The 23,968-nt window shown below is 48.5% G+C and carries 21 protein-coding genes; 7 read left to right on the forward strand and 14 right to left on the reverse strand.

From position 1 onward, the window contains the following. Nucleotides 1–3: 3 nt before the first annotated feature. The gene (locus CWB98_RS10275) at nucleotides 4–528 is read right to left on the reverse strand and encodes a cytochrome b (protein WP_138544786.1); all 525 of its coding nucleotides are present in this window, start codon (nucleotides 526–528) and stop codon (nucleotides 4–6) included. A gap of 315 nt (nucleotides 529–843) precedes the next feature. Between CWB98_RS10275 and CWB98_RS10280 the strand changes: the two genes are divergently transcribed. Beyond that, nucleotides 844–2,712: a monovalent cation:proton antiporter-2 (CPA2) family protein gene (locus CWB98_RS10280; RefSeq protein ID WP_138544787.1), complete on the forward strand. Its 1,869-nt coding sequence runs from the start codon at nucleotides 844–846 to the stop codon at nucleotides 2,710–2,712. A gap of 89 nt (nucleotides 2,713–2,801) precedes the next feature. Further along, nucleotides 2,802–3,050 (forward strand): hypothetical protein, encoded by a 249-nt coding sequence (locus tag CWB98_RS10285; protein ID WP_138544878.1) that lies wholly within the window; start codon nucleotides 2,802–2,804, stop codon nucleotides 3,048–3,050. Nucleotides 3,051–3,242: 192 nt separating this feature from the next. Here the strand turns inward: CWB98_RS10285 and CWB98_RS10290 are convergent, their stop codons facing one another. The 3 genes from CWB98_RS10290 to chrA form a co-directional block, all read right to left on the reverse strand. Next, entirely contained in the window at nucleotides 3,243–5,963 is a 2,721-nt protein-coding gene (locus CWB98_RS10290; RefSeq protein ID WP_138544788.1) for a methyl-accepting chemotaxis protein, read from the reverse strand. 127 nt (nucleotides 5,964–6,090) lie between these two features. After that, a complete protein-coding gene (locus CWB98_RS10295) occupies nucleotides 6,091–6,924 on the reverse strand; it encodes a mechanosensitive ion channel family protein (protein WP_138544789.1) in 834 nt (277 codons plus the stop codon). A gap of 155 nt (nucleotides 6,925–7,079) precedes the next feature. Then, a complete protein-coding gene (chrA, locus tag CWB98_RS10300) occupies nucleotides 7,080–8,228 on the reverse strand; it encodes a chromate efflux transporter (RefSeq protein ID WP_138544790.1) in 1,149 nt (382 codons plus the stop codon). 107 nt (nucleotides 8,229–8,335) lie between these two features. Here chrA and CWB98_RS10305 point away from each other — a divergent pair, with 107 nt between their 5' ends. After that, nucleotides 8,336–9,280, forward strand: coding sequence for a LysR family transcriptional regulator (locus tag CWB98_RS10305; protein WP_138544791.1), 945 nt, complete (start codon nucleotides 8,336–8,338; stop codon nucleotides 9,278–9,280). A 62-nt stretch (nucleotides 9,281–9,342) separates the two neighbouring features. On the opposite strand, the gene CWB98_RS10310 is transcribed toward CWB98_RS10305, so the two are convergent. Continuing rightward, nucleotides 9,343–9,537 carry a hypothetical protein gene (locus CWB98_RS10310; RefSeq protein WP_138544792.1) on the reverse strand — a complete coding sequence of 65 codons (195 nt, stop codon included), beginning with the start codon at nucleotides 9,535–9,537 and terminating at the stop codon, nucleotides 9,343–9,345. A gap of 148 nt (nucleotides 9,538–9,685) precedes the next feature. Beyond that, nucleotides 9,686–12,166 (reverse strand): family 20 glycosylhydrolase, encoded by a 2,481-nt coding sequence (locus CWB98_RS10315; protein ID WP_171045622.1) that lies wholly within the window; start codon nucleotides 12,164–12,166, stop codon nucleotides 9,686–9,688. A 216-nt stretch (nucleotides 12,167–12,382) separates the two neighbouring features. Here CWB98_RS10315 and CWB98_RS10320 point away from each other — a divergent pair, with 216 nt between their 5' ends. Further along, entirely contained in the window at nucleotides 12,383–13,468 is a 1,086-nt protein-coding gene (locus CWB98_RS10320; RefSeq protein WP_138544794.1) for a linear amide C-N hydrolase, read from the forward strand. A gap of 55 nt (nucleotides 13,469–13,523) precedes the next feature. Here the strand turns inward: CWB98_RS10320 and CWB98_RS10325 are convergent, their stop codons facing one another. Together CWB98_RS10325 and CWB98_RS10330 are read right to left on the reverse strand one after the other, a co-directional pair. Next, nucleotides 13,524–14,738: a serine hydrolase domain-containing protein gene (locus tag CWB98_RS10325; RefSeq protein ID WP_138544795.1), complete on the reverse strand. Its 1,215-nt coding sequence runs from the start codon at nucleotides 14,736–14,738 to the stop codon at nucleotides 13,524–13,526. A 222-nt stretch (nucleotides 14,739–14,960) separates the two neighbouring features. After that, nucleotides 14,961–15,773, reverse strand: a complete 813-nt coding sequence (locus CWB98_RS10330; RefSeq protein WP_138544796.1) for a spondin domain-containing protein — start codon at nucleotides 15,771–15,773, stop codon at nucleotides 14,961–14,963. Between the two features lie 230 nt (nucleotides 15,774–16,003). Between CWB98_RS10330 and CWB98_RS10335 the strand changes: the two genes are divergently transcribed. Together CWB98_RS10335 and CWB98_RS10340 are read left to right on the forward strand one after the other, a co-directional pair. Next, nucleotides 16,004–16,390, forward strand: a complete 387-nt coding sequence (locus CWB98_RS10335) for a hypothetical protein (RefSeq protein ID WP_138544797.1) — start codon at nucleotides 16,004–16,006, stop codon at nucleotides 16,388–16,390. Between the two features lie 258 nt (nucleotides 16,391–16,648). Then, nucleotides 16,649–17,269 carry a substrate-binding periplasmic protein gene (locus CWB98_RS10340; RefSeq protein WP_432765884.1) on the forward strand — a complete coding sequence of 207 codons (621 nt, stop codon included), beginning with the start codon at nucleotides 16,649–16,651 and terminating at the stop codon, nucleotides 17,267–17,269. A 57-nt stretch (nucleotides 17,270–17,326) separates the two neighbouring features. Here CWB98_RS10340 and CWB98_RS10345 read toward each other — a convergent pair whose 3' ends face one another. After that, nucleotides 17,327–17,728 (reverse strand): ExbD/TolR family protein, encoded by a 402-nt coding sequence (locus CWB98_RS10345; RefSeq protein ID WP_138544799.1) that lies wholly within the window; start codon nucleotides 17,726–17,728, stop codon nucleotides 17,327–17,329. Nucleotides 17,729–18,024: 296 nt separating this feature from the next. On the opposite strand from CWB98_RS10345, the gene CWB98_RS10350 reads away from it, so the two are divergent. Continuing rightward, nucleotides 18,025–18,762 carry a hypothetical protein gene (locus CWB98_RS10350; protein WP_138544800.1) on the forward strand — a complete coding sequence of 246 codons (738 nt, stop codon included), beginning with the start codon at nucleotides 18,025–18,027 and terminating at the stop codon, nucleotides 18,760–18,762. Between the two features lie 50 nt (nucleotides 18,763–18,812). Here the strand turns inward: CWB98_RS10350 and CWB98_RS10355 are convergent, their stop codons facing one another. The 5 genes from CWB98_RS10355 to CWB98_RS10375 all read right to left on the reverse strand — a co-directional run bounded on the left by CWB98_RS10355 (nucleotide 18,813) and on the right by CWB98_RS10375 (nucleotide 23,877). After that, nucleotides 18,813–20,183, reverse strand: coding sequence for a hypothetical protein (locus CWB98_RS10355; protein ID WP_138544801.1), 1,371 nt, complete (start codon nucleotides 20,181–20,183; stop codon nucleotides 18,813–18,815). 222 nt (nucleotides 20,184–20,405) lie between these two features. Further along, nucleotides 20,406–20,543, reverse strand: a complete 138-nt coding sequence (gene ykgO / locus CWB98_RS10360) for a type B 50S ribosomal protein L36 (protein ID WP_046003577.1) — start codon at nucleotides 20,541–20,543, stop codon at nucleotides 20,406–20,408. A gap of 5 nt (nucleotides 20,544–20,548) precedes the next feature. After that, complete coding sequence (locus CWB98_RS10365) at nucleotides 20,549–20,806, reverse strand: type B 50S ribosomal protein L31 (RefSeq protein WP_010384175.1); 258 nt, start codon at nucleotides 20,804–20,806, stop codon at nucleotides 20,549–20,551. Between the two features lie 179 nt (nucleotides 20,807–20,985). Further along, nucleotides 20,986–22,377 (reverse strand): ATP-dependent RNA helicase DbpA, encoded by a 1,392-nt coding sequence (dbpA, locus tag CWB98_RS10370; protein ID WP_138544802.1) that lies wholly within the window; start codon nucleotides 22,375–22,377, stop codon nucleotides 20,986–20,988. Between the two features lie 117 nt (nucleotides 22,378–22,494). Further along, complete coding sequence (locus tag CWB98_RS10375) at nucleotides 22,495–23,877, reverse strand: DEAD/DEAH box helicase (RefSeq protein ID WP_138544803.1); 1,383 nt, start codon at nucleotides 23,875–23,877, stop codon at nucleotides 22,495–22,497. Between the last annotated feature and the right edge of the window lie 91 nt (nucleotides 23,878–23,968).

A 23,968-nucleotide genomic window follows, 5' to 3' on the forward strand; every position in this document is an offset into this window, starting at 1 on the left:
CGTTCACAACATTCTTTGCAATATTGCTCGTCCACCAAGCTGATGCTTTATTACCGCCAGAATATGTACAGTGACCATAAGCAGCAACATAACATTGCTAATCACGTGTATGCGGGCAAATACGTCCTGCAGGCTCGTGGTGCTGAGCAAAGGCGGCACAGTAAACAGGCCAAACACGCAGAACGAACGCTGCATCATTAATACACCGGAGCACATTACAATACTCGTAAGCAAGTAAATGAATTTATGCGCTGTACAGGCGAGGTTTGCGTGGCGTAAGCTGAGTTGTTCGAGTTGGGTCGGTGGTGTGCAGGTAATTCTATGTACCAGACGCCAGAGGAATAGCGGAAAATAGACGAAGGTCAAAGAGACATTGAAGGTACTGAGTGTTCTTTTGGTTGTGCTGTCTACTTCAAATAAGGCCATGTAAAAACCAGACAACATCGCCCATAGGATCACGGCGGCTGAGATCCAGTGAAGCGCACGTGCCGTGCGGTCAAACTTATCTGTTGAAGTTGTGTACGTCATTTTAGCAGTCCTTTTTTACTCACACTACGCTGTAGAGAGTTAAAATACGGTTAACACTCCGATGTACTGAACCTGTTACTCTGGCTGTCGAAACGGACAGTGTGTCTGTGTAACCATTACATCATCCTTAGATCAGCCTGAGTCAGCATACTTGCCCTTTTCGTACTAAAGTTTAGAAGGTCACTGCGCGAAATTGAGATGTCTGAATATGAAAAAAAATAATGTACTAAGTGTCAACGGATCAACACCTTGCATTATCCTCGATGCAAATAAACCTGTGTGCCAGGTTGCAGCCAAAGTAGCAGGTGGCTTCGCATGACTGGCTATTTTATCCAGGCTTTCATTTATCTGGCAGCCGCCGTCATTATGGTGCCGCTGGCAAAAAAACTGGGGCTGGGCTCGGTACTGGGTTATCTCATTGCAGGGGTGATTATCGGTCCTGTATCCGGCATGGTGGGTGAAGAAACCATAACAATTCAGCATTTTGCTGAGTTCGGGGTGGTGATGATGTTGTTTCTGGTCGGACTGGAGCTGCATCCTCAGATGCTTTGGCAAATGCGTCATCGGTTATTAGGCCTGGGCGGGTTGCAGGTCACCGGCAGCGCAGTCCTTTTGGCGCTGATTGCCTGGTTACTGGGGCAGCCCGTGAGCGTTGCAGTGGCAATCGGCTTGGTATTCTCTTTGTCTTCTACAGCGATTGTACTGCAAACCTTTAATGAAAAAGGTCTGACAAAGACCGAAGGCGGGCACAATGCCTTTTCAGTGTTGCTGATGCAAGATATTGCCGTGATCCCCATACTGGCATTTATTCCGGTTCTGGCACTGCCCGAGTTGGTCAGTGCTGCACAGACGATGCAAACCACGGCGCAGCACCATGAATCACTGAGCTTAGTGGCTGGATTGCCAACCTGGGCCTATGCCGGTGCGATTTTTGCCAGCATCGCAGGGGTTGTCGTGATAGGGCATTACCTGAGTCGCCCCTTGTTTCATTATGTTGCTAACTCAGGGTTACGGGAAATCTTTGTGGCAACTGCCTTGTTGCTTGTCATTGGCATTGCCGCTTTGATGAGCCTGGTGGGGTTATCTCCGGCTTTAGGCACCTTTCTGGCAGGTGTGGTATTGGCTAACAGTGAATTTCGTCATGAGCTGGAATCAAATATTGAACCCTTTAAAGGCTTACTGCTGGGGCTGTTTTTTATTACTGTCGGGGCAGGTATTAACTTTACCATATTGTCCGAGCATCTAATCCTGATCATGACACTTACGCTCACAGTGATGTTAGTCAAAGCTGGTGTACTGTGGGCTCTGGCAATGTTATTTAAAATTCGCAACAGTGATCGCTGGTTATTTGCTCTGAGTTTGTCTCAGGCTGGCGAGTTTGGTTTTGTACTTTTGAGTTATGCACTGCAAAACCATGTTATTCCTGCTACGACTGTGAGCTTGCTACAGCTCGTTGTCGCCTTATCTATGTTTCTGACACCTATGCTGTTTATTCTCTACGACAAAGTCATATTACCGCGCTATCAGCAGACCACTAATCCTCAGGCATATGATGATATCCAGGAGCAGGGTCAGGTGATTATTGCGGGGATTGGTCGATTTGGTCAGATTGTAAACCGATTACTGATCGCCAATGGCGTACACACCGTGGTTATGGATCTCGATGTGAATCAGGTTGAGTCAATGCGTCGGATACAAGTTAAAGCCTACTTTGGAGATGCGACACGGCCCGAGCTATTGCACACAGCCGGTATTGAACAGGCCGCGTTATTGGTGGTAGCTATTGATGATCGGGAAAGTGCCAAGGTACTGGTGCATGCCGTTAAGCAAAACCATCCGAGCGTAACCGTTCTGGCCAGGGCGTTCGACAGGGGCCATCACTACGAATTAAAACACGCCGGTGCCGATGTGATAGTCAGTGAGACTTACCATTCAGCATTAAATTTGGGGGCTAGTGCACTGACTTGCCTGGGTTTTGAGCCTGAGCTTGCCGAGCAGAAAAAACAGGCATTTTGGCAAACTGAAAAGGCAGCATCTGAGCAACTCTACGATACCTGGCAACATGGCAGTGAAGGCCAGCAGTACGATCACGATTATCGTAAGCTCTTTATCCAGACGGAAGAGGCCATTAAACAAGCCATGCAATCAGACATCGCCGATGAACAGGGGCATACAGACAAATAGTGCTGAGCAGGTTCATCAGTCCCAATACTGGCGCAGACAGTGGCAGAGCTGATATGCTACGCGCTTTTAGCGACAACTGGGTAGAAAACATGATTGACGATAAAGAACTGATCAGCACGCTGGATGAACTGGAAGCCTTTTTAAGGTTAGTGGAAAGTGGCGGCCTGGGCCTCAATAATGCCGCAGGTGTAGCACTGGCGACCAACAATAGCAATGGCCGGCCATTTGTCGCGGTGTTGGATGATAATCATCAGCTGATCCTCGGCCGTTGGGTCACTCAGGAGGTGTTTGACAATGGCAAGGACCTGGTACGTCAGGGGCCGAAAAAAAGCCATTAAAATTCGCAGGTCAGATGCAGGTTTTTTGCAAGAGTTAGCTAAATCGAGCACCGACTAAATAAACGATAGGCGCCGGGCGAGGCTGTTGCCAGTGGATTAGGGGTGTTCCCCATCTTATGTATCTGTTTGTAAAAGCTTAATACGGGTAAATTTGAATATAGTGTTATTCGCGAATACCAGCCGGGCAGCCGCTTACGATAAGCGGCTTTCATCCAGGTGGAAAAATGCGACCTGATCGGTCAGTACCCGCGCCTGGTTTTCCATGGTTTTGCCCGACTTAGAGGTGGTCTCAACCAAAGAGACATTTTGCTGGGTAATGCCATCCATTTGCGCAATGGTTGAACACACTGCGGCGATACCGGATGCTTGCTCCTTACTGGCATCGTCAATGTTGGCGACCATGTCGCTGACTTGTGCTATCGACGCCGTCAACTCGTCGAATGTTGTGCCAGAATCGTAAACCAGTTTACTGCCTTCGCTCACAGCGTCGACGCTGTTTTTGATCAGTGTTTTGATCTCTTTGGCTGCGCTGGCACTGCGTTGTGCCAGATTGCGCACTTCACTGGCCACGACGGCAAACCCTCTGCCTGCCTCACCCGCTCTGGCAGCTTCAACGGATGCATTCAGTGCCAGCAGGTTGGTTTGAAAGGCAATTTCATCAATCACACCAACGATATCGGAGATTTTGCGACTGTAGTCTTCAATGTTGCCGACTGCGCTGATGGCATCCTCAATGGTGTGCTTACCGCTGACGGCTTTTTCTCGTACAACCGCTGCCCGTTCAGATGCTGTGGTTGCGCTGATCGCATTGTTTTTTACGGTTGCGGTAAGTTGTTCCATAGTGGCCGCCGTTTCCTCCAGACTGGCTGCCTGACTTTCAACACGGCTATTGAGCTCTTCATTATTGCTGGCGATTTGTCTGGCGATGTCAAATACTTGTGCAGCACCACTGTTAATTGTCTGCACCAGCTCACTGAGTTTATCAAACAATCCATTCATAGCCTTAGTCAGAACAGAGAAATCCTCTCCCAGTTCTGCCGTGATACGGTGGGTTAAATCGCCTTGCTCAAGCGCAAAAATAGCATCTTTAATATGCTGTACGGCTTGCTTTTGTGCCGTGATATCCGTGGCATACTTAACCACTTTGACAGGGCGACCATGCTGGTCCAGTATGGGGTTATAGGTTGCCTGTATCCATACCTCAGTCCCATCTTTGGCAATTCGCATGTACTGTCCTGAGTCAAATTCACCACGATTGAGCTGCGCCCAGAATCTTTGATAATCGTCACTTTGCGCCTGTTCCGCAGTGGCAAACATACGGTGATGCTGGCCTTTCACCTCGTCGAGTGCATACCCCATGGTGGCCAAAAACAGGTCATTGGCCCAGACAATCGTGCCGTCCATTTCAAACTCAATCACCGCCTGAGATTTATGAATAGCCTGTACTTGTCCCGCCAGATCTGCCGCTACCTGTTTCTGACGCGTAATATCCATGGCGTATTTGACGACTTTTAGGGGGTTACCCTCATCATCACGGATGAGATTATAGGTTGCGCTGATCCAGATTTCTTTGCCTCCTTTGCGATATCGACAAAACTCACCTGCGTTAAAGCGGCCAGCTCTCAATTCAGCCCAAAACTGCTGATATTCGTCGCTTTGCGCATATCCGGACTCAACAAACAGCCTGTGGTGTTGTCCGATGAGCTCCTCTTTTTGGTAACCCATAGCTTCAAGAAAGTTGTCATTGGCGTCTAAAATGGTGCCATCTAACTCGAATTGGATCACTGCCTGAGAGCGGTTTATGGCATCTATCTGGCCCTGGGCTTCAAACGCCCTGAGTTTGTCTGCGGTGATGTCTGAGGCGAACTTCATAATCTTCCAGAGCCGGCCATTTTCATCATAGAGTGGGGTATAATGTGCCTGGATCCAGACGGGATCGCCGCGCTTATTGATTCGCTTAAATTCACCGGACTGGAGCTCGCCCCGTCCCAACGCCTGCCAAAAGGCTGCATACTCGTCGCTGGCAGCATCTGTCGCGGTGACAAACATGCGGTGGTGTTGCCCCTGGATCTCCGTGAGCTGATAGCCCATCACATCGAGAAAATTTTGGTTTGCGGTCACTATGGTGCCATCCAGGGTAAACTCAATTACGGCCTGTGCATGGCGGATCCCGTCAATCTGACTGGTCAGATTGATCAGGGTTTGGCGCTGTTTTGAAATATCACTGGCATACAACAGGACTTTCGATATGCGTTGCTGGTGGTTCATTATGGGAACCAACTTGGCATGCAACCAGGTGAATGTTTGTTCACCAACTTGCCATTTAAGGTCACATTCAACAGACTCACCCGAACACAGTGCTTCCCAGTGGGTTTCATCAAGCAGCTTGTTGACCACAAACTGTTGATAATGCTCACTGATCAGGTGCTGTTTTGGGGTTCTTACCAGATTTGAAAAAAGTTCATTGGCATTGAGTATGGTGCCCCTCAGGTCAAGCTCTGCCTGGGCTTGTGCATCTGACAGCGCCTGAGTGGTTAATGCGCTGTCCATCAAAGGCTGATACTGTGCAGTAATATCCTGAAGCACGGCCAAGGGGTGTGCGTTATCTGCCAAACAAAATTGCACTGAGACGTTATACAGAGACCCTTCGGCATTATGCATACTACAAATCAGGGCCGTATGTTGTTGAGAGCTTCGCAGTGCATCACAAAGCGCTTCATAGTCGCTTTGATGATTGCACAAGGCCGACAGTGTTTTGGGGACCGCGCTGTTTGCAAAGGAAAACATTGCCCTGAAAGCCTGACTGGTCGCGAGTATATTGCCCTGCTGGTCGAGTTTTAGCCAAGCTAATGTTTGCGGTAAGGTGATTTGTGGTTCCGAAGTTTTTGTTTTTGCAAAGCCGAAGAGCGCCATATCACATCCCAGTATGTTGTCATTTATCTATAAACACTATAGACAAGGAATAACAGGGCACCAAAGTTTGGCGGTTATATTCTGTGTATGGGGCAAGCATTTGGTATGCTGCCCCAGCACATAAGTCTCAGGCGTCGCTTTCGTTGACCAGAATAACCTTACGATGCGGGAAGGGGATCTCGATGTTGGCCTCATCGAGCGCTTTTTTCACCTGTTCGGGCACGGAATAGAGCACATCAAAGTAATGGGCTCCTTGGCAAAATGGCCTGACCAAAAAGTCGACAGAGCTATTGTTGAGTGACTCCACTTCAACAAAAGGTGCGGGCTCCGATAAAATATGAGGGTGGGCCTTTAATACGGATTGGATCACGGCTCTGGCATCATCAATACTCTCACTATACGCAATGCCAAACCGCATATCGACACCACGAATACTGTGATGGGAATGATTAACAATTTTGCTGCCCCATATATGACTGTTCGGGATCACTATCTGCTGGTTATCAAAGGTCTGCAATATCGTAGTAAACATATCAATTTCAGTCACTTTGCCAAACTGGCCTGCGGTGTCGATAAAGTCATTGACCTTGTAGGGGCGGAAAATGAGCAGCATGACGCCCGCTGCGAGGTTGGATAAAGTGCCTTGCAGCGCCAGCCCCACCGCAAGCCCGGCGGCACCAAGCAATGCAATGATCGACGCGGTTTGCACGCCAAAACGGTTAAGCACTGCGATGCCGACAAAGGCCAGCACAGTGTATTTGGCGACACTGCCAAAGAACTTAAATAAAGTATCATCCAGCTTATCGTAGCGGTTCGCAACGGACACCACGGCTTTATAAGCTTTGCCCGCCAGCCAGATGCCAATGATCAGAATAAACAATGCCAGTACTAAGTTAGTCGCCCAGTCAACGGCCACAGGTAAATATTGATTGATATCGATTTTTTCTAGAAAGCTGTCCATAGACCAACCTCGGTATAAGAGTTTAATGAATCGCCTTTGTGCGCTTAAAAACTAGTTGCTGACCCGAAATTGTTCAACCTGAATGGGCTTAGATTGCAAAGAATGAGAGTATTTTCTGTAGTTGGGTGGTATGTACACCACCCAACTGGGCAGTGCTAGACCAAGCCCATCGTCACGCCAGCCAGTATAAAAGTGATCACCAGCCAGACAATGTGCAGTTTCAGTTGTTTTAACAGGTAAAACCCCACCAGGACCAGGGCTATGTCTTGTGCTGACTGCACTGCGCTGGTAAAGACCGGCTGATAGAGGGCGGCTACCAGCAGGCCAACCACGGCGGCATTAACGCCGCTCAATGCGCCTGCAATGGCGGGGCGTGAGGACAGCAATTGCCAGTTTTTGAGCACCCCCAGCAATAACAAAAAGCCAGGCAGAAACACGGCCAAAGTTGCCAGTAGTGCACCTGTGATTGGGTTTGCAGGCATTAATGCATAGCCGAGGTAAGTTGCAAATGTGAACATCGGGCCGGGAACAGCCTGAGCAGCGGCATAGCCGGTTAAAAACGCATCCTGACTGAGGCCGTCGCCAAGGATATTTTGCAGCAGTGGCAGCACCACATGACCGCCCCCAAACACCAGGCTGCCAGCCTGATAAAAGTCATTAAACAGGGCAACAGATGGGGTCAGATGGGCAACAAAAGGCAGGCCTATGAATAAGCCAACAAATATAGCCAAAGGCAGCCAGTTTGCCTTAAAAGGTGAACCGGGGTGCGTCGTTTGGGTGGTCCCTTTCAGGCAAAGCATACCAACTAGAGCCGCCACGATCAGCACGCCCATTTGAGTCATAATTCCCGGCAGCAGTAACAGGGCTATTGCCGTGATCAGACACAGGCTGACTGTGAGCGTGCTTTTGCAAAAGTTTTTATACATTCCCCAGGCTGCATCGGCAACGACCACAACAGCAAGCAGTTTCAGACCATGCACCAGGTTTTTAAACACATCCGTGTCAGTGACATGGCTGGCCATCAGGGCAAGGAGCACCATGATAATGACCGAAGGTAAAGTGAAACCAACGAATGCCGCACAGGCGCCTCCCAGCCCACCGCGTTTGTAGCCAAGCGCAAAGCCGACCTGACTTGAACCCGGACCGGGTAAGAACTGACTCAATGCGACCAGCTGAGCATAGTCGGCATCATCCAGCCACTTAAGTTTCTCCACAAAGGTTTGGCGAAAATAACCAATGTGGGCGGCCGGGCCGCCAAAGCTTATCCAGCCGAGTAGAAAGAAGGTTTTAAAAATAGCGAACATAGTACTGTGTGCTCTGTTATCAGGACTGACGATAGAGTAAAAAATGACGTAGAATGATTCAAATTAATAGTTTTGATTTAGACTATGAGCTATATAGGATTGGGAGTATGAGCTTCAATGATGTGCCATGGCGCCAGATAGATCTCAATTTACTGGTCGCGTTTGCCTATTTATATCGTTGTCGTAGTGTCAGTCAGGCGGCCGAGCAAAATTGTGTGAGCCAGTCGGCAATGAGCCACAGCCTGGCAAGACTGAGACGCTTGTTTGATGACGAGCTGTTTGAGCGCAAAGGACATGTCATGGAGCCCACCGAATACGCCCACCAGATCGCCCCTGCTCTGGAGCAACTGCTGGATACTCTGTCCGAGACGTTGCTCAATAAAGCTCAGTTTGTGCCGCAAAAGTATGACGGGGTTTGTCGCATCGGCCTGACTGATTATGCTGAACTAAACTTTGCGCCTGTGATTTACGATCGCATTCGTGCAGAAGCGCCTAAAGCGCAGATCAGTTTTGTCAATGTCAATCGCAGCAATTACATTACCCTGACCGAGAAAGAGAAGTTGGATCTGGTCATTGGCAGCATGACCGAACCAGACGACTCTTTTGACAACCTTATCTTGTACACAGAGCGTCATGTCTGTCTGGTCGACCCTGCACAGTTTGCAACGCAAATGCCCTTGGATCTGGCGGCCTTCGCTGAGACTGAGCATGCCCTGGTTAGTCCGGATGGGCGTTTAACTACTCAGGTGGACCAGTTGCTGGCCAGAGCGGGATTAACCCGTCGGGTAACCGTGGCAAGCCGTAATTTCCTGACGATACAGCGCTTGCTCAGACAGCGTCGCCTGGTTGCCATTGTGCCACTAAAAATGGCGCAACTGGCATGTGAAGATGCAGGCCTGAGGTACTTTGATCCACCATTGCCAGTGCCGGACTTCGATATTGCTATGTTGTGGCTGAAGAAACGTCAGCTGGATGACAAAAGTGTATGGCTCAGAGGATTAATAGGGAATGCGCTGACAGAGCCGACTGTGGATGATGATACAGAAAAGTGAGCGGGCTCTGGCTAGTACATAATAACTAAGGTGGCTATGGCGCGAGTCCATAGCCTGGTCGGCTAACGGCCGTTGCACTCATTGGTAGGGCAATCTTCTGTGTAGGAATCATCACATTCACCCGTCCCGCTGGTGTTCTGGCACTGATCTACAATGGAGAAATGACCTCCTGCAATCTGGCGAGTGGCGGCTTTGTTGAGGTGCGTGCTGTCCAGCGTCAGTGACTTCAACTTTTTCTTAACTAAACTTATTTTCATTAAATTTTTCCTTATACAATTTAGAGCACATTAAAACCACAATCATATTTACACTATAAACTCAAAAAGAAACAATCTTTTAATGTATATTGCGTTTTTATGGCGTTGCGCGATGTCATATCAAGAAATAACCTAAACTCCGGGTGTGTTAACGAGCCATGGCGACGGAATCCGACGAGGTTCCATCAGCACGACACGCCTCCAGTAAATGTTCACTGAATAACCCTGCTGCAACGACTATCTCTGCTGTATTGCTCTGGATCTTCCGCAGGCGTTCGGCAAAGTGCTGCATTTGCTGTGTTGAGACGGATGGCCTGACTGTACAACTGCGTATAATCGCCAGGCTTATTTCATTGATGGCACTGGCTTGTGTCAGAGTTGTCTGGAGCCCTTGCAACGTCGGGGTTTTGGCAAGCAGAGGCGCTAATAAACGGTAATCAGTATGCCAGGCTTTAAGCGTGGCGGTAATGTGCTGCAACGCGTTGCTATCGCCTTGTCTGAACTGTGCCAGTTTTTGATAGAGCATCAGCATGGTTTGATTCTCTACTGGCAGGAAGTCCACCAGCTGATTTAAGGGGGCATTCTGATGATACAGCCCCTGCTGATATTTTATGTGATGGCGGGTATAGTAACTGGCGGGCTCCAGCTGTTCGGCAAAACGTGCCAGCAATGCCAGGTTTGCATCGTTGGACTGCGAGCCGAGCAGCGATTGCAGACCCTGGCGAAACTGCTTGTCATGGTGTAAACCAATGGCATCGGCAAAAGTATATAATGCAAGGAGGCGCTGATACATGGCCGCTTCATGGTTCACTGTTCGCTTGGACCAGAGACGCTCAGCGATTGTAAACAGGCGCGGCCAGCTGCGTATATCGAGGTTTTGTTCCGTCACCAGCTCACTCCACAGCGTTGCCTCGCCGCCTAAAATATTGCCTTTCGCCTCTGCGTTCATGGCACTCAGGAAGGGCATATTTACAAAGTCAGCATGAGAAAAATGCGCAGCCAACTTACCTGTCACCGGATAGACTGCGTTACCAATGAGGATCCGCCCTGAAATACCCGTTTTCGCATCAAGTGTCAGTTCGGCACGGGTCGGCCCCATCCAACTGTCAACAGTGGCATTGAGCCGCGACAGACCAGCACTAGGCGGTATCAAGTGGCTATCTAACCGGGCTTGCTTAAACGGTCTGTCATTAAGTTGTATGTAGGCATGGCGGACCGATTGTTGTTGTGTCACCAGTACCAGTTTGCCCCCGATGGCACTGCCTTTGAGCCTTGGCATGGTAAAGTCCCAGGCCTGAATCGCGTCCTGAGTGTTTACCGGGTGTGGCTGATGCAGATCGGTATCGAACGGTTCATTACGATAGTGGTAGCTGGCAGGCTGTGGCTGGTCGATATAAAAGCCGGCTGACAACAACGCCGGGTATCCCTGAGCCGCAATTTGGCTGAGGCTGGCTTTACCGCGCCAGGATTGAACCATTACATCTTTATCCAGCGCAGGGTGAAATATCTCGTCCCAGCCCATCATTTTTTTGTTGTGACTACGCAAGATGGCCTGTACTTTGTGGTTAAAATGAGCCTGAAGATCGGCATTCGTATTAAGCTTATGCTGATGCATATATGACTGCACACGCTCACTGTTATGCCAATGTTTTGGATCTACTTCATCGCCCCCAATATGTAAGTAGGGGTCAGGAAAAAGTTCGGCCAGTTCAGCGACAATGGCGTTAACAAAGGTATAGACCTCGGGTTTACTGGGGTCCAGCAATGGCTCAAACACGCCCCATCCATCTTCCATCTGGTAAGGCTTCACTGCCGTCATCAGCTCGGGATAGGCAACCGCAATTGCAGAGGCATGCCCGGGCACGTCAAATTCAGGAACCACCCGAATCCCAAGGTTGCTGGCGTATTGAACAACCTGCTGGATTTCGGCCCGGGTATAATACTGACCATCCGAGGCAAGCTGGTGTAGTCTGGGGTACGCTTTGGAGGCGAAACGCCAGCCCTGATCGTCTGTCAGGTGCCAGTGAAACACATTGAGCTTGGCTGCGGCCATACCACGCAACTGGCGCTTAATTGCTGGGATGGAAATAAAATGGCGGACGCTGTCGAGCAGCAGTCCACGCCAGGGAAATCGGGGGCTATCTTTTATGTGCAACAGCGCCAGTTTGCGGCTGTCGCGGGCAAAATAGAGTAGCTGGCTGAGAGTGGCCAGCGCGTGCAATGCGCCAAAATCACTCGGGGCACGAATCGTTATGCCAGTTTGGGTGATGCTGAGTTGATAGTCTTCATTCTGCCCGAGTTGTGGATGCTGATGAGTGGCGCCTTGTGGTGTCTGTATAGTCACAACTATGGGTAACGAGAGTTCAGAGGTGGCAGGCGACACCTGATAACCAAACTCAATGAGTTGATTTTGATAGTAAGCCTGTATAAATGTACTGCGCTGAGCTGACAGACCATTGAGCGACAGTGCTAATGGCCGATCTAATTTGAGTGTTTGTGTTGACTGCACAAGTGAGGTGGGCGCAGGCATCAAGATTGGCATTTGGTTGTGTGCTCTAACCTGGCAGGTAGCGAGCACCATTAAGCTTACAAGCACACCATAAAGCCAGGTTCTGAATTGAGCCATCATAGTGATCATTTCCCTGAAACATCGAGCTAAAAGAGGTCTATAAAATCGTGTTTATAGGAACAGTGCAAATGAGAGATTTTCAATCAGGTGGGTTAAGTCTCTGTCTGCGCTGTAATCCTGCGTAATATTATTCAGTGCAAACCCCTATTAATATCAGCAGGACGATTAACAGAGCCTGCTATCACAAGATAGCCATGGCACACAGTGAGGTGTGAGATGTGTACTCGAGTATTTAATAACCGCCAGCGCGACTATCTGGCAACGGCCCGTAACATGGATTGGATGTATCCACTGCCCACCAGCTTTTTTGCCTTTGATAAGGGGCTCGGAAAAACCGGCTTATCTGAAGCGGATGGCAGCACTGCTGATGCGCTTAAGTGGTGCTCGGCATACAGCAGCGTAGTCGCTATGGTCGGTGATGATAGCAGTGGCTGGGCAGCATCGGATGGTCTGAACTCGATGGGATTAGCTGCGAACGTGTTGTATGACTCGGGTGCCAGCTATGGTCAGGCTTCAGTCAGTGAGCGTAAAAAACAACTCAGTGTGCTGCGTTGGGTGCAGTATGTGCTGGATAACTTTGTTTTTGTAAAAGATGTTGTAAAGGCATTCAACAAGCAGGATATCTTGCTGGTGGGAGCTGCGGTGCCTAACAGCGATGGTAAACCTGCTCAGTTGCATTTATCTGTGTCTGATGTCACAGGTAATTCAGCCATCATTGAGGTGGTAGACGGGGTGTTCGTTTGCTATGAAAATACAGCCTATCAGGTGATGACCAATGAACCTAGCTTCGACAAGCAGTTAAAAATCAATGACTACTGGACTTGGCAATGGTCTAATGAAAACACCAACCCCAGCCACACAATTCCGGGAGGGGCTTTTTCAACGGATCGCTTTGAACGCGCGACCTTTTATCTGAACCATATGGATGAGCCAACCAGTGTTGATGACGCACTGGCTCAGGCCAGAACGGTGGCCGCAAACGCATCTGTACCACTGGGTTACAATTTTACTGTAAGTGATAGTCCTAATATTTCTAATACACTCTGGTCTACTTATGTCAGCCACAGTGAGCTTGCTTACTATTTTAGTAATGCCCGAACTTTAAATGTTATTTGGTTTGACCTGGCAAATGCCGACTTCAGAGAGCCTGTGCAAAAGCTGGATCTGATCAAAGTACTAAGTAGCGGGGTGATTGAAAATCATAATTATGACGGCAAAATTAATGCGCTAATGGAAGCAACTATCGACCCATACCTAATCCTTGAACGGGGTAGCGATGTTGCCCTCAGGATCACCTGTTAATCTGGTTAATTTGGTATGAGCGCTCAGCCGGAATGATCACCGGCTGAGAGTCTGTTTAGAGTTCATTAAAGACTTTGGCTCGCAGTGCTTCACGAAACGCGTTGACCATGTTGTGCTTGTCTTGCTCTGTTTGGCGGTTAAATACGTGGTTGTAGAATAGGCTGATGCTGACATCTTCTTTTGGGTAGTAATAGCTTCTCGACATATAGCCATTATTGTAACCGCCATGCATATAGGCGACTTTGCCGGACAATGAAGCAAAAGTGCTCACTTCTGTTTTGCGTACTATCCCGGCGCCGTACTCCCGGGTTGCATCCATGGAGTTAAGGTTAGCGAGCATTTGGGCCTTAATCTCGGCACTAAATGGAGTCTGGGTTTTACCAAAGGCGCGGAAAAATAAGCTAAGATCTCTTGGCGTACTCACCATTCCTCCATCTGCAGCGCGATACCCCAGCTTGATGTGGCGGTAGCTCGTGAGCCCGCCCTCTTCCATTTCATAACCATGTACCAGTTCACCACCCAAAGTTTCCCGCTGATAATAAAAGGTTTCGGTCATCCCCAGTGGCTCCAGGATCTGTTGGCGGATCGCAATAGCAAGGTCGTAGCCCAGTAAGTCATCCAGTATTATCCCCAGCAACAGGTAGTTGGTGTTGGAGTAGTCGAAACGACTATCGACTTCAAACTGTGCTGGCTCGTCATAAATATAGCTCAGCATTTCAGTGACCTGCCAATCATGGTTAGGCTCTGCTTTGATTTTATGCCAAAACTGCGGAACACTCAGATAATCCTTTAGCCCACTGGTATGACGCAGCAAGTGACGGACCCTGATGGAACTGGTGTTTGGTAAACGAGCGTTAATCTCTTCGGGCAGGTAAGTGTTGATAGGGCTGTCGAGATCGAGCTGGCCTTGCTGGGCCATGAGATGTGCCAGCGTCGAGACAAAGCTCTTAGTGTTACTGGCAATGCGGAAAAGGTGCGCAGGTTTGAGTGGTTCATTGGTGTCTTTATTGGCCAGTCCACTGGTGTAAGTTGAAGACCACCCAGGTGTATCTATATAAACCGATACGCCAGTTAATCCTGCCTCAACGACTTGATCAAGCAAGCTTTGATAATCGGCATGGATATCAAACTGAATGGGCTGACTGGAATCACTGAGCGTGACGGGCATATCTGCCGACTTAGGCTTTGAGGAATGAGTCACGTTATTATCACTACCGCAGCCACTGAGCATCAGACAGGCGGTACAAACCATCATTGAAGGAAATTTCATAGCTTTGCCTCTTGTTGTTTTATTCCGGTTATATCAGCCGCTATACCGGTCGCTGTCCTGATCGATAAGGAAACACAGGCAGAAAGTCTAAAAGAAGCGAAGAATGTTATGTAATAATATGAATTTAAAGGTTATTTGTGATTTTTATTGACGTATGGAATATCCTGAGCCAGCGCACTTCTAACGCTGACTCAAGACGGGTAAGGTGGAGCGTAATCCTATTTACAGGCGTTTTATTTCTATCATACCTATATAGTCACCTGACTGGGCGTGCACTCCTTGTGCAAAGTCGCTGTCACTGGGGTCACTGGTAAGTAACATTATCGGCTCCGCGGGGCTGGTGGCCTGGTTCGCGGAACTAAACCGCGGCCCGCTGTCGCTGCCTGCATCATACACCTTAAGCTGAATGGTCTGACTGTCAACCCACTGATTGTCTGTGAACAAAGGGAAGCTTTCTAGGCCAATAAACCAGTCAGGGCTCGGAGCGACCATGGAAACGACGCTCAACAGAGGGAATTGCTGACTGGCTTCAAAGGTAAATGTGACGCTTTTGGCACTGCCTGAGACACCAGATTCATCAATGAGGTAATTTGAGTTACCTGCGTTCTGGATGGTACTTATCTCGCTTTTTAATGAGGACTTCGAGCCTGTTTCAGCCATGCTGACCATACCGGCAGACGCTGTGGTATCCGCTTTGAAGATAAACCCATCTTGATTATGGGTGAGCCCGACCAAAGGAGAAAAGTGAGAATTTCCCGGGAAGTTAGTAGGAAAATTCTCGGCTTCCCAGGTCCGGGTAAAGGTGAGTTGATAAGTCACGGTTTCTGCAGCCTGATCACCGTCATTGGCATTGGTGTTAGTACTATCGCTGTTGCCAGAATTCGAGCTTGTATCCGTGCTGCTTTGTGTATTTGTGCTGGTCGTTGCACTGGTTTCAGTGTTACTGGTGCTGGTTGGTTCTCCACCACTTCCTCCACCACAAGCACTCAGAGTAAATAATACCAGTGCGCAAAAAGGTATACTTGCTATGTTCATATTAGCCTCGTGTTAGTGAGTCAGAATGTCGACAAGAAGACCCGACAACCGGCAAGGTCATTTCACTTTTGTACAATAAATGCACTTTTTATTTTGCGGTAAGTTATTAAAGACGCCAGTGGTGTATGCGTTCAGTATCTTTAGTTTGTACCTACATGAGAGATCCTCAACTGTTTTTCTACAACGAGTATGTAACACTCTTAAGGTATTTCGTTTTTCAAGGAACCTATATGAAATCTCTAATTTTAACGGCACTTTTGAGTGGCACTGCGTTGGCCAACCCTTTACTGGGCAGCTGGGAATTTGTTGAGGGGCAGTATGCAACGGAATCGGGTATCGTTTCTGCCAAGGCACCCGAGTTAACGTCAGTTAAACTGATCACACCCACCCACCATAGTTACATCACGCAAAGCCAGGGGAAATTTAAATATGCGGGTGGGGGCACCTATGTGCTTAAAGATAACCAGTTTATTGAAACCTATGAGTATGGCAATGTCAGCTCTCTGCTGGGCAGGAAGATGGCCTTTACCTATAAGGTTGAAGGGGAGTTGTGGCACCATGAACTGTATGAAAACGGCAAGTTTGTGGAGCGAGAGATCTGGAAAAAAATGAAGTAGCTTGCTATTTCGTCAAAATGCGTGGACAGTTCGCATTGCATAGCATATTTATTGAGAAATTTGCAATTATAGGCATCACCCCTAGACTAACAGTAAGGTCACTGTGGTACCGGGGGCGGAGTGAAACTTTTTGCATGTATGTGTGTAGTGATTTGGCTGTCCATATTATCACCAGTCAACGCCGCAACGGTTCAGGTTGTCACCGAATATTTATACCCTTACCAAATCAAAAATGAAGATGGCAGTTTAGGTGGGTTTATGACTGAAGTGGTTCACGCGCTGTGCAAGCAGGCCGGTGATATACCCGATATTAGCGTGATGCCCTGGGCGCGTGCCTACCAAACAGCCGTGACGACAAAAAATACACTTATCTATTCGATAGTTCACACCGAAGCGAGACGTCCCTATTTTCACTGGATTGGTGAAGTCAAAACGGATCCAATCTATTTATGGGGTCTGGCTCGACGCTTTCCCGCGCAATCGGACTCGCTGATGTTACTTAAAAATCATCGGGTGGCGGTTCTGAGAGGCTCTAATGTGGCTCAGTATCTGGCAAAACGTCAGTTTTCTCATCTTAAACCACTCAGTTATGAAGATCAGCTGCTGCGGATGTTGGAAAAAGATCGCCTTGACCTGGTGATCGGGACCGAGCAAACCATCTGGCAACGGGCGAATAAGGCTGGTATCGACTTCAATACCTTGGCCAAAGTTGTTGAGCTTACAGAGCTCAATACAAACCTTAGCATTGCCTTCAACATTGCCTCTGACCCCAAGCTGGTTGCCCGCTACCGTGATGCGTTTTCGACCATCAGCAGTAACGGCAAGTTAGCTGGGATACAGCAAAAATGGTTTGACTATATTCAGGTTGCAAAACAATAAGCCAGACCCGATATATTCCCGGGTCTGGCTGCGCTATTTACTCTAGAATTTAACTCACTAGAGAGTGTCACCCAAAGACACAGGTGCAGACGTTTGTGCTTTAATGGCATCTAGCACACCGACCAGCGTTGCATGCTGACTATCCGGGTGCGCTCGAAGACTGATGCTGGTGAGTTCGCCTTGCGCACCAAGACGGGCAATATTGATACTGACAGCATCGATATCGATTTTTCTGTTGTTTAGATAAATCTGGTTTGTTGCGTCAATTGTAAAGACGGGTGTCAGGCTCGGCACAATTGAGGTTACGGCCTGATCGGTTCGATTGATTGGCAGGGCAGTTTCCCGCATAAAACTTGCGGTAACAATAAAGAAGATCAGTAGAATAAAGACAATATCCAACATGGGGTTCATGTCTACGGTTACGTCAGAAGCGCCAGAATGATGTGCGGATTTAGTCATAATGTTAGGTCCTTTTTTGTTATTTCCTTTTCAGCGTAGACCCTATATGTTAGTTTCGATTTAATGTACCGTTAATGTTTACAAACTTTTACTTTAGTGTGAGTTTGACGTTGTGTACGCGCATATATCAATTAAACATCACCGATTTTGGGACTATCGACTCAATTGAATTTATATCGTCATTTAGTACTAAAGTTTAACGGCTATGGGTCGATTACGATTATAATGTAAGCCATTGTTGTTAGTTTAAGCGTTTGGCTTAAGCGACAAGTTAAGACATCTATAAGGAAAATAGCATGAAAGTGAACACGCACAGTGGTGGGCCTGCAGTGCAACTTGATCTGCAAAGTAAAGCGGCCTCTTCAGGTAACCTTAACGACGCAAAACAGCCCGTTTCCAGCTCACCCGACTCAGCACAAAACACACTTGCCAAAGATGTATATCACGGCGCACAAGCGCCATCACCGGCACTCGTTTATGATCGGCCCCTGGCTATCACCTCATCGGAAAACCAAGAAACACCAGCGCAATACAGTGAGCGAATGGATGCTGCAACTGGACTATTGTTTGCCGTTTCGATCCCGAAAATTGCAGAAGATATGAGTGCTGAGTTTGCCAAAGTGACGAAGGAAATTGAGCAACTATCTCCGGGGCTGAGTGACAAAGACTGGGGCTTTTCCGTCAATGAAGACGGGGCACTGGTGGTCAGCGGTGATAGCCTGACAGACAGTGAAAAGCAACTGCTCGAAGAGAAGCTGAATGAAAACGAAGAGCTCGTGGCTTTGGCAAAAACCTTTCTGGACACAATGATGGAAGGGATTGAGTTGCTTAAAGGCCCCAATGACAGTGGGGACTACTGGGCCAAATACGACATTAACCGTAGCAACTTTGCTGACATTATCGACTTTAAGGCGCTGATGGAAGAAAGTAGCCAGAGTGATGCGCAAGTTAAACTGGGTGATGCGAGACTTAACCAGTTTACACTCGTAGATAGTATTGGTGGCCAGTTGCAGCGCAATGCCAGACAGCTTTAACTGCTTTTGATACGGAACAGGCCAGCAGACTGGCCTGTTTTAATGTTGGATTAATTACGGGTGCTCGATACTAAATCCTGATCACACAAGTGACCAATGTAGACATATGGGTGCTGAGTACCGCCGATGCCAATGACTTTCTCTTCATAAGAATCGATTTCAATCCGCCATGCACCGACTAGGAAGTCTGTGCGCCAGGTATTTCTGTAGCCCATGCTGTATGACGAGTGCTCTACGGTGTAATCACTAAAGCAACGGCCTAAATTAACACCACCAGATGCTTTACCATTTGCATCAGATGTTACGACAAAATCTTCATATGGGTTTCTGACGTCATCAATTGAGTCAAAATCTCGGATCAGCTTAAACGTGGCTTCAGCGCCTTCGACGGGATGGCCTTTGGAATCATTCAACGTGACTGTCCAGTTCAGATCCCGGTATGCCTGAGTGGTCAGGTAGGGGGCTTTAAATGCTGAATAGGGGATCCGCTCTACCCCATGTTCGCCACTGACCGAGTCATGGGCAAACGACGCAACCACTGAGCCCAATACGAGAGTATATTGATTGGCCGGGTTATTTTGTAGATTTGGGTTGCCACTCACCCGAACTACAACACTTTGGTTTTCCTGCAGCTGAGAAATAGTCTCGGCTTTGTTTACGGCGACGGGTTGCCAGTTACCACCATTGTATATTTCCAGTACAAACTCATCCGTTTTCGCTTCGTCCTCGAGCTTTACAATGAGATCCTGGCCCCGCACGGCGGTGAAGGCGAAATAGTCGTAGTCGAATACGTTGTCTATGTTTCCTTTTACACGGTTTTGTTTGTCGGGCAACATAGTGACTGTCGCGATTGAGTCATTCGCTTCAAAGTCGTCAAGCTGAGCCTGAGTAGAGGATATGGCGCCAAACTTGATGTCGGAGCTATCCGTTGCTATCACATCCATCAGCCAGTAGTAATGACCAGGCTCCGTCAGAGCGGCGGCCAACTCATCGGCATTCGCTGCATTGGCGGAATTGGCCATCAGGGTAAAGGTATTGTCCGGGTTGTGACGCACTATGCTGAGATTAATATTGGTGTCGACTGACTGACCGAATAAAAACGCTGTCGTTTTACCAGGTTCTGTGACTTCAAAGTGAAAACACGGTTTCTGTCCTACCGTCATACCGCCAAAAGGGTAAACGGTGTTGAGTGACAAAGTCTGACACATGGGGGTGATGGTACTGGCAGCAGATATATCGGCCTGGGCCGCACGTATAACCGAGTTAAATAAGTGCGTCTTGGGTGTCATGTCTAGGGTTGACGACTGAGCTGCGACTTTGGCTCCTGTGCTAAGGTGATACAGTGCATCTGTGGGTAATTGTGATGCAAGAGCTAGGGTAGGCATGCATGCTAAAACACTCAATGTTTGCATTAATTTCATAATCAAATATTTCCTTTTTGTTTGTTATGTCGTTCATCGACGGTTCCAAAAGTGGAACCTTTTGCATTATGCATATCCCTATTTCAAATACAATATAATGAGTTTGCTTGTTTGATTTAAGACAAAAATAGTAACTTCAGGAACCGAAGTGGTCGATTAGATGCTTAAAGGAGCGAGGGAGGAAGCAGCCAGTGTAATGTGCACCGGCTGTTTAAGGTAATTTTAGCGTTTCTTCTTTTTGCCCTGCACGGCTTTGAAGCGCGGGTTATCTTTGCAGATCACATACACGCGACCGCGGCGTTTGACGACCTGACAACCCGGGCGAGATTTGGCACTTTTTAATGAACTGAGTACTTTCATGGTGACTATCCCTTTTTGCCAGCCAGATTCTTAAAGCGGCGATTGAATTGTGCCACTCGGCCATCGCTGGCTACCAGCTTCTGCTTACCGGTATAGAAAGGGTGAGATTCACTGGAAACATCAATAGGGACATACGGATAAGTTACACCGTCTACTTCTACTGTGCGATCAGTTTTAATCGTGGAACCAACGATAAAATACTTGTCTACCGAGGTATCGTGAAAGGCAACTAAGTGGTAATCAGGATGGATATCTGGCTTCATTTTCTTCTCCAATAATTCAGTGCGTGTGTTATATCATAACAAAATTGTAATGAAAATAGTAAATGCAAATAATTCGTAATTGTATCTCTGGGTGGGGAAGAATTGGTTTGGGTGTGGCTACTTGAGGTGGCATTTGAGTATGCCATCTCAAGTAGCTATGCGTAAGTGAGGACAAGACGTTAACGGCTAAGTTTGCGAGCTCTGAAATTACGCCCTTTCATTTTTCCGTCGCTGATGACCTTCACAGCCTGGTTGGCGTATTTGCGCTCTACGGCAACATATGAGGACATAGCAGTGACCTTGATCTTACCTATTTGGTCGCCACGTAATGTCTGGTTAGCAGTCAGTGCACCCAGAATATCACCCGGACGTAACTTGGCTTTTTTGCCGCCATCAATTTGTATGGTGATCATAGGGGCACGTTTGACTTGATTTGCAAGCACCTGCTCGCCAGGCACTGGAGTTGGTTCAATCTCCAGGCTGAGGTAATCTTCCAGCATATTCACTTTATGGGACTCTTTGTAGCTCATCAGTGAACAGGCGACGCCGGTTTTGCCCGCCCGGCCGGTGCGTCCGATACGGTGGACATGTACTTCGGGGTCATGGGCGATATGATAATTGATAACCATATCGACGTGGTCAACATCGATACCCCGTGCCGCAACATCGGTTGCAACCAGAATGGTTAAACTGCGATTCGCAAAGCGTACCAGCGTTTTATCACGGTCTTTCTGATCCAGATCGCCATGCAGGGCCGCGCTGTCAAAGCCATAGCTCTGTAACATATCACTGACGTCCTGACACTGCGCTTTGGTATTACAAAACACCACTGCAGCCTCGGGCTGAAACTGACACAGTAGTTTATGGAGTGCAGCATCCCTCGCTTCATTATCGGCCACTTCATAGAAGTGCTGCTCTATGGTGCTGTGATCATGCTGTGCAATAACCTCTACTTTGACCGGGTCGCGCATAATATGGCCCACCAGCTGCTCAATTTTGGCCGGGTAAGTGGCACTGAACAACAGGTTTTGACGCTGGGTTGGGCAGTGCGACACGATACAGTCCAGCGCTTCTTCAAAGCCCATTTCCAGCATGCGATCTGCTTCGTCCAGGACAAAGGTATTGACCTCATCCAATGACAGGCGACCCTTACGCAGGTGTTCCTCAATGCGACCTGGTGTTCCAACCACGATATGGGCGCCATGCTCCAGTGAGCCAATTTGTGGACCCATAGGAGCGCCGCCGCACAACGTAAGTACTTTAATATTATGAATGGCACGCGCCAGTTTTCTAATCTCTACGGCAACCTGATCTGCCAGCTCACGGGTAGGGCAAACCACCAGAGCTTGCACTCTAAAGCGTTTAACTTTCAGGTTACTGAGCAAGCCGAGGGCAAATGCTGCGGTTTTACCGGAGCCGGTTTTTCCCTGACCAATGACATCTTTGCCTGCCAGGATCTGTGGCAAGGTCTGAGCCTGAATTTCTGTCATGGTGTGATAGCCAAGCGACGTCAGGTTGTCTAACAAAGAAGGTGATAAATTGATACTGGAAAATGGCGTAGCGGTGCTCATAGCGGGCTTCTTTTTAATTGAAAGGGTGAGTATAACATGACACGCAGGCAGAGCGCGCAATACCGTGCTTGCCTGGTGACATTGAGTGTCGAGATTCAGAGCGCTTCGGGAGGCTCTCTAGTTTGGCTTTTTCTGTGCCGCAGGCGTATTACCGCCTGGTTTGCCCTGGCTATTGGCTGGGCGTCTTCTGCGGCGTTTTGGCGCACCGGTTTTATCATTCCCGGATTGCGGCTTTTGGCCGTTTTTGGGTTTGTCCGGCGATTTGCGCTGTGCGGATTGCTCCGCTGTAGCTGCTTTGGGTTTTTTTGGCTTTTTCGGTTTCTTTGGCTTAATTGGACGAGTGTCCAGTTTTGACTCAGGCACCGGGTTTTGTGGCTCGAATCCAGGCTCTATAACGCGCGGGATCAACTGCTGGATCAAGCGCTCAATGCCGAACAGATCGCTGGCTACATCTTCACTGACAAATGAGACAGCCTCGCCGGTGGCACCTGCTCGGCCGGTACGACCGATACGATGTACGTAGTCCTCATACACATTGGGCAGGTCAAAGTTGACGACGTGGGGTAATTCCTGAATATCCAGACCTCGTGCCACAATGTCGGTGGCGACTAATACGCGTAACTCTCCACTCTTAAAGCCCGCAAGTGCCTTCATTCGCGCACTCTGGCTCTTATTGCCGTGAATCGCTGCGGCGTTAATCTTGCTCTTTTCTAGGTCGCGCACCAAGCGGTTAGCGCCATGTTTGGTGCGGGTAAAGACCAGTACCTGTTGCCAGCTATGTGTGTTTATCAGGTGCTTTAACAAGGCGGTACGACGGCTTTTATCTACCGGATAGGCCCACTGAGTGACGCTTTTGGCGGTACTGTTAGCAGGTGCCACAGAAATTTCAACGGGATCCTGAATAAGCCCCTTGGCGAGTGAGCGGATTTCATCAGAAAAAGTGGCCGAAAATAGCAAATTCTGACGCTTTGGTGGCAATAGTTTAATAAGGCGCTTAATGTCGTGAATAAACCCCATATCCAGCATTCTGTCTGCTTCGTCGAGCACAAAAATCTCTAACTGATCGAACTTCACCGCATTTTGCTGGTATAAGTCGAGCAGCCGGCCCGGTGTCGCTACCAGTACATCAGCCCCCTTACGTAGCTTCATCATCTGCGGGTTGATCTTCACGCCACCGTAGACGACCTGACAGGATAAAGTCAGGTGTTTACTGTACAGTTCAACACTTTGCCATACCTGATCCGCCAATTCACGGGTCGGTGTCAGGATCAGGGCTATGACCTGATTGGCTTTCACTTTTGGTTTGCTGCTCAACAGCTCCAGCATGGGCAGGGTAAAGCCTGCTGTTTTGCCTGTGCCTGTCTGGGCTGCGGCCATAATGTCCCGGCCTTGTAAGATGGCGGGGATGGCTTGCTCCTGAATCGGGGTTGGTGTTGAGTAACCCTGATCGGCTACGGCTTGATTAATTTCGGGAGATAAGCCAAGACTGCTGAAGCTCATGTTTGTGTACTCTGAAGAATGCGGGCCGGAAGAGTACAAGATTTACCCCAACATAGCAATTTTTGTCATTAGTTTGATGTGCCGTATATGA

Origin of the sequence: Pseudoalteromonas rubra (assembly GCF_005887115.1) — a bacterium.
Taxonomy (GTDB): Bacteria; Pseudomonadota; Gammaproteobacteria; order Enterobacterales; family Alteromonadaceae; genus Pseudoalteromonas; species Pseudoalteromonas rubra_F.

What these genes read in the sequence shown, in the direction of transcription:
- CWB98_RS10305 (WP_138544791.1), top strand. Translation starts at nt 8,336, where the DNA reads ATGAGCTTCAATGATGTGCCATGGCGCCAGATAGATCTCAATTTACTG.
- CWB98_RS10280 (WP_138544787.1), top strand. Translation starts at nt 844, where the DNA reads ATGACTGGCTATTTTATCCAGGCTTTCATTTATCTGGCAGCCGCCGTC.
- CWB98_RS10315 (WP_171045622.1), bottom strand. Translation starts at nt 12,166, where the DNA reads ATGATGGCTCAATTCAGAACCTGGCTTTATGGTGTGCTTGTAAGCTTA.
- CWB98_RS10325 (WP_138544795.1), bottom strand. Translation starts at nt 14,738, where the DNA reads ATGAAATTTCCTTCAATGATGGTTTGTACCGCCTGTCTGATGCTCAGT.
- CWB98_RS10375 (WP_138544803.1), bottom strand. Translation starts at nt 23,877, where the DNA reads ATGAGCTTCAGCAGTCTTGGCTTATCTCCCGAAATTAATCAAGCCGTA.
- CWB98_RS10285 (WP_138544878.1), top strand. Translation starts at nt 2,802, where the DNA reads ATGATTGACGATAAAGAACTGATCAGCACGCTGGATGAACTGGAAGCC.
- CWB98_RS10295 (WP_138544789.1), bottom strand. Translation starts at nt 6,924, where the DNA reads ATGGACAGCTTTCTAGAAAAAATCGATATCAATCAATATTTACCTGTG.
- CWB98_RS10290 (WP_138544788.1), bottom strand. Translation starts at nt 5,963, where the DNA reads ATGGCGCTCTTCGGCTTTGCAAAAACAAAAACTTCGGAACCACAAATC.
- CWB98_RS10320 (WP_138544794.1), top strand. Translation starts at nt 12,383, where the DNA reads ATGTGTACTCGAGTATTTAATAACCGCCAGCGCGACTATCTGGCAACG.
- ykgO (WP_046003577.1), bottom strand. Translation starts at nt 20,543, where the DNA reads ATGAAAGTACTCAGTTCATTAAAAAGTGCCAAATCTCGCCCGGGTTGT.
- CWB98_RS10335 (WP_138544797.1), top strand. Translation starts at nt 16,004, where the DNA reads ATGAAATCTCTAATTTTAACGGCACTTTTGAGTGGCACTGCGTTGGCC.
- dbpA (WP_138544802.1), bottom strand. Translation starts at nt 22,377, where the DNA reads ATGAGCACCGCTACGCCATTTTCCAGTATCAATTTATCACCTTCTTTG.
- CWB98_RS10365 (WP_010384175.1), bottom strand. Translation starts at nt 20,806, where the DNA reads ATGAAGCCAGATATCCATCCTGATTACCACTTAGTTGCCTTTCACGAT.
- CWB98_RS10310 (WP_138544792.1), bottom strand. Translation starts at nt 9,537, where the DNA reads ATGAAAATAAGTTTAGTTAAGAAAAAGTTGAAGTCACTGACGCTGGAC.
- CWB98_RS10350 (WP_138544800.1), top strand. Translation starts at nt 18,025, where the DNA reads ATGAAAGTGAACACGCACAGTGGTGGGCCTGCAGTGCAACTTGATCTG.
- CWB98_RS10275 (WP_138544786.1), bottom strand. Translation starts at nt 528, where the DNA reads ATGACGTACACAACTTCAACAGATAAGTTTGACCGCACGGCACGTGCG.
- CWB98_RS10340 (WP_432765884.1), top strand. Translation starts at nt 16,649, where the DNA reads ATGACTGAAGTGGTTCACGCGCTGTGCAAGCAGGCCGGTGATATACCC.
- CWB98_RS10345 (WP_138544799.1), bottom strand. Translation starts at nt 17,728, where the DNA reads ATGACTAAATCCGCACATCATTCTGGCGCTTCTGACGTAACCGTAGAC.
- CWB98_RS10355 (WP_138544801.1), bottom strand. Translation starts at nt 20,183, where the DNA reads ATGAAATTAATGCAAACATTGAGTGTTTTAGCATGCATGCCTACCCTA.
- CWB98_RS10330 (WP_138544796.1), bottom strand. Translation starts at nt 15,773, where the DNA reads ATGAACATAGCAAGTATACCTTTTTGCGCACTGGTATTATTTACTCTG.
- chrA (WP_138544790.1), bottom strand. Translation starts at nt 8,228, where the DNA reads ATGTTCGCTATTTTTAAAACCTTCTTTCTACTCGGCTGGATAAGCTTT.